The sequence below is a fragment of the Mycobacterium sp. TH-M25 genome (assembly GCF_057473665.1).
Genome location: NZ_JBYCLA010000278.1, coordinates 1 through 3,956 on the forward strand (window position 1 = coordinate 1; position 3,956 = coordinate 3,956).

Consider the following 3,956-nt stretch of genomic DNA (forward strand, 5'->3'; position numbering starts at 1 on the left):
AGGTCCGCGTTCGACAGTGGTGATCGCCACCGCCGGCGCGGACGGCAACGTGTGCCTGCTGACTCCGCCGCCCTGGTATCCGATCCTGCGCGGCACGACACAGCAGGCGTTGTTCGGTGTTGCACGCGACAAGGGCTACGACTGCGACTATCGCGCCCTGCGCATTGCCGATCTTCTCGCTGCGGAGGGTATTTGGCTGGTGTCGAGTATGACGCTGGCCGCCCGCGTGCACACTCTTGACGGTCGGTTGTTGCCGCGTGCTCCGCTGACCACGGAGTTCGCCGCAATGGTTGATGCCGCCATTGTCAGCGATCGGTGAAATCGGTTGTCGTCGTGCCGGTCGGCGGGTAGCTTCGCCAGTACACAGGAAGGGAGGTGGTCCGAGAAATTGACAGCTTATTGGACATGTGAGGTGGCTGCCCGCTAGCGCGGTACCCGGCTGGAAATAACCAGCAGCACTGCGCTGGCGAATTCCCCGCAGCTACCCGGCCCCCGAGCCTCCAGTTCGTCCAACCTGGAACTACGGCTCGGGGGCTGCCCATTTTTCTGGGCAGCCAATTTTTCTGGGTCGGCCTGAAGGTTCTGGGCCAGCCCGTCAACCGACGAAACGCGAGAGCCGAGCCGAAAGATGCGGCACCAGCCCGCCGTCGGCATCCACCCGCTCTTCGACGTAGGCCAGATCTCCACCCTCGATGATGCCGTACAGTCGCTTGGCGCCGCCGACCAACGTGCCCGACCGGCTGCGGGCCCGCGCGTCGGTGGCCAGCTCCCACGACGACTGGTTGAGCGGGCGGCCATAGAACAGTTCGACGTAGCCGGCGGAGTGGGCCAGCAGCAGTTCGATGGCCTGCGACTCCGAGGGGTCGTCGGGCTCGTTGACGAAGCGCCAGTAACCGGTCTCGCGCAGGTCGCGCGATTCATACGCGCCGCCGGCGGTCACCCGCCATGAGCGGGACTCCCAGTTCAGGTAGTCACCGCCGTCATGGGACACGACGATCTGCTGGCCGAACCGGTAGTCGCCGTCGGCCCGACGGCCTTCGCCCTCGCCGCGCCACACGCCGACCAACGGAAGCAACGCCAGCAGGGCATCGTTCAGGTTTGCGCCCGCACGCAGGTTCGCGGTGTCGGCAGGGACCGGAAGATCGTCAAAGACCGGGATGTTGCGGTTCGCGGTCGCCTTCGCGCGCGCGATGGCCGCCGCCACGGCGCGATCACCGGAGCCAGAGATCCGAACGGAGTCGTCGCCACTGCGTTCAACGTCGTCGTCGTGTTCCGCATCGTCGCCGGTAGTCACGATTCGTCGGTGAGTAGCCGATACAGCGCGTACAGCGCGAACCAGGAAATGACCACGACGGCCGCGACTAGCAAGATTTCGTAGAACAGCACCACGATGACAAGTCTAGTGCGACGGACTCCTCAGGCGACTTTGACGTCGACCTCGTGGAGGCCGGCACCGGTGGGTTCCACGATCGCGTCGCCGTTGCCGGCGGTCGATAGCGCACGCAGCGTCCACGATCCGGGCGCGGCGAAGAATCGGAAGTCGCCGGTGGCTGAGGCCACTACCCCGGCGGTGAACTCGCCGGAGGAGTCCAGTAGTCGGACGAATGAACCGCCCACAACTTTACCGTCACGGTCGACGACCCGGCCGGTGATCACCGTTTCCTTCTCCAGGTCGACGCTGGCCGGCAGAGTCTGTCCGTGCTTTTGCGCAGAGCACATCATCAGCATCCCAACTCGATCGGGGCTCCATTGAGAAAGCCGTCTTCCGTTCAACTGTCGTCGTAGTCCTTGGCATTCCGGTGTCCCAGCAATTCCTGAAAGACGAACCGGCTGCGTACGAACGTTCCCCGATTCGACAGTTCGCAATCGTTTCCCTCGCTTGACTGCGCCGGCGTTATCGGCATCGAGTTGGGCCCAGTCGGCGTAGACCAGCACGTCGGAGCGCGCCATGGGAGAATCCTTTCGATCGCTACGAGGTGCTCTGTAGCGGCTTCAGGCGCGCCACCAGAGGGTAGAGCTGGCAGCCCAGGCAGATGGCGAAGGCCGCGTTCAGGAATGCGGCGGCCAGCGCCGCAGCGGTGAGCACGGCGCCAAACAGCACGGCGCCGTTGACGAACCCGATCGCAGCCGGGGCGACGAAGATCAATCCGACCAGTTGAGCGAACTTCAGCGGTGGAACGGGCTCACGCTCGCGTACCGGGCTCAGCCGCGGTGCGACCAGTTTCGCGAACACCCGGCCATACGGGTGGCTCCGAGGCCCCGCCAGCGCGCCGATCGCGAAGACGATGGACTGCACGCCCAAGATCTCGCCGGCGGCGAATGGGCTGATTCCGGAGACGATGAGGGCGATCACGAGGACCGCGGTCGTGATCCAGGCCGCGAAGCGTGGCCCCCGGACGTCGACCTGACCAGCGGTTGTGGGATCCGACATGATGCTGCTCCTGAATTGCTCTAGGCACGACTGATGTGGCGACACGCCACGGGGATCTGGTTGCTCCGAGCGCGGCGCGAGAAGGCGCGGCTACTCAGCAGCTACAACAACAGCAGCCCGCAACGCGGCACAGCACAACTGCGCGGCGACGAGTGAGCGAGAGCTCAACGCGGGCGGACATACCGGGGAGCGTACCCAACAGCGACGTCATCGGGCCAACAGGGGCGCCAACGCCGATCTCAAATCATCGGCTTTCGGCACCCCCGAGCTGCGGTAACGCTGCTTGCCATCGGCGTCAAAAATGAACGTGGTGGGCAGTGACAATACCGAAAGGCGCTGTGCCGCGGCCTGGTTGGCGTCCAAGTCAATTTCGACGTGCGCAACGTGCTCAAGACTGTCACACACCTGGTCGACCACTCGACGCACCTGCGTGCAGGGTCCGCACCACGATGCGCTGAAATGCACGACGGTCGGCCCCGCAGTCGACAAGCCCAAGTCGGTGGTGTCGAGGTTGCGGGTCGGATCGGTCGCGCGGACGGCGCCCGACCGGCGGGTCATCACCCACCCGACAGTCGCTGCCCCCGCCAGCGCTGCGAGAACCGCCACCACCGCTCCCGTCATGGGCACCTCCCCAGCCGCCACTCCCAGAGTGCGCTGTTGAGGTAATCGCCGCGGACGCACGTCATCCTTGGTTGAACCCATCCAGGGTGATCGTTAATCCCGTCGTGACGCCCTCGATGATCACGTCGGAGCCGCGGGCGCCCTCGGTGGTCGGCGCCACGCCGAACGGCAACTTCTGATCGGGCAACGTGCCGGCGAAGGCGGCGAGCACCGCATCGCGTTTGTCGGCCGGCACGCTCTGATTTGCGGTGTTGGGCCCGGTGAGCACACCGGTGGGGGTGAACACCAGCGTGGTGTTGTCGTTGCCGGCCATGGACAGATCGACCGCGACGCTGACCCGTTTGCCGAAGGCTTTCGGTGTTCCGCTGAAGACCAGGTCGTGGCTGCCGGAAATCCCCGATTCGGTGGTACCGCCGCTCGCCGTGTTGGTGTCTTTGGCCGGGGCTTCGACGATCAGGTCCCGAATGCCCAGGTAGCGACCCAGATGCAGCGAGTCGATGATGATCCGGCTTTCCAACCTGCCGACCGGCAACGTGGCATCCGGCCTGATCAGCCATGATGCGTACGTCAGGTCGACCGAGTACATGGTGGCCTCGAGCGTGGCTTTGCCGATCATTGGGCGCTCCACGGCGCCGGCTTTGATCTCCACATCCTCGTAGCGGTGGCACATCGCCTGCGGGATGAGAGGGAAAGCGATGATCGCGACGAACGGGTCAAAGCCCAAGTGGGCCTGCTCTCGCACCGCCCGCGCCAGTCGGTACTCGGCGTAGATGCTGGTCCCGAAGTCCACGCCGATAGCCGCCAGCACCACCACGAGGACGGCCAACAGCACCGCCGCCACTCCGAACAGCGCCTTACGCATCCGCACATTGTGGCCTACCAGACCGTGCCGGTCTGCATCGTC

At 65.2% G+C, this 3,956-nt stretch carries 7 protein-coding genes; 2 read left to right on the forward strand and 5 right to left on the reverse strand.

All coding sequences use genetic code 11. The features are described 5' to 3' along the window. Positions 1-319 (forward strand): aminotransferase class IV (locus tag AC2VOU_RS09430; RefSeq protein ID WP_486957137.1); only part of this gene is annotated, 319 nt, incomplete at its 5' end. A gap of 276 nt (positions 320-595) precedes the next feature. On the opposite strand, the gene AC2VOU_RS09435 is transcribed toward AC2VOU_RS09430, so the two are convergent. The 3 genes from AC2VOU_RS09435 to AC2VOU_RS09445 all read right to left on the reverse strand — a co-directional run bounded on the left by AC2VOU_RS09435 (position 596) and on the right by AC2VOU_RS09445 (position 2,431). Then, positions 596-1,228 carry a heme-binding beta-barrel domain-containing protein gene (locus AC2VOU_RS09435; RefSeq protein WP_486957141.1) on the reverse strand — a complete coding sequence of 211 codons (633 nt, stop codon included), beginning with the start codon at positions 1,226-1,228 and terminating at the stop codon, positions 596-598. A gap of 188 nt (positions 1,229-1,416) precedes the next feature. Further along, positions 1,417-1,719 (reverse strand): DUF1416 domain-containing protein, encoded by a 303-nt coding sequence (locus AC2VOU_RS09440; protein WP_486957142.1) that lies wholly within the window; start codon positions 1,717-1,719, stop codon positions 1,417-1,419. Positions 1,720-1,969: 250 nt separating this feature from the next. After that, positions 1,970-2,431 carry a DUF4395 domain-containing protein gene (locus AC2VOU_RS09445; RefSeq protein WP_486957138.1) on the reverse strand — a complete coding sequence of 154 codons (462 nt, stop codon included), beginning with the start codon at positions 2,429-2,431 and terminating at the stop codon, positions 1,970-1,972. A 33-nt stretch (positions 2,432-2,464) separates the two neighbouring features. Between AC2VOU_RS09445 and AC2VOU_RS09450 the strand changes: the two genes are divergently transcribed. After that, positions 2,465-2,587, forward strand: a complete 123-nt coding sequence (locus AC2VOU_RS09450) for a hypothetical protein (RefSeq protein ID WP_486957139.1) — start codon at positions 2,465-2,467, stop codon at positions 2,585-2,587. A 51-nt stretch (positions 2,588-2,638) separates the two neighbouring features. On the opposite strand, the gene AC2VOU_RS09455 is transcribed toward AC2VOU_RS09450, so the two are convergent. Further along, positions 2,639-3,052, reverse strand: coding sequence for a thioredoxin family protein (locus AC2VOU_RS09455; protein ID WP_486957140.1), 414 nt, complete (start codon positions 3,050-3,052; stop codon positions 2,639-2,641). Between the two features lie 61 nt (positions 3,053-3,113). Continuing rightward, positions 3,114-3,920, reverse strand: coding sequence for a mannan chain length control protein LmeA (gene lmeA / locus AC2VOU_RS09460; RefSeq protein ID WP_486957143.1), 807 nt, complete (start codon positions 3,918-3,920; stop codon positions 3,114-3,116). Between the last annotated feature and the right edge of the window lie 36 nt (positions 3,921-3,956).

Bases quoted from the DNA above. Each gene is read 5' to 3' on its own strand.
- AC2VOU_RS09440 (WP_486957142.1), bottom strand. From the start codon at position 1,719: ATGTGCTCTGCGCAAAAGCACGGACAGACTCTGCCGGCCAGCGTCGAC.
- AC2VOU_RS09445 (WP_486957138.1), bottom strand. From the start codon at position 2,431: ATGTCGGATCCCACAACCGCTGGTCAGGTCGACGTCCGGGGGCCACGC.
- AC2VOU_RS09450 (WP_486957139.1), top strand. From the start codon at position 2,465: ATGTGGCGACACGCCACGGGGATCTGGTTGCTCCGAGCGCGGCGCGAG.
- AC2VOU_RS09455 (WP_486957140.1), bottom strand. From the start codon at position 3,052: ATGACGGGAGCGGTGGTGGCGGTTCTCGCAGCGCTGGCGGGGGCAGCG.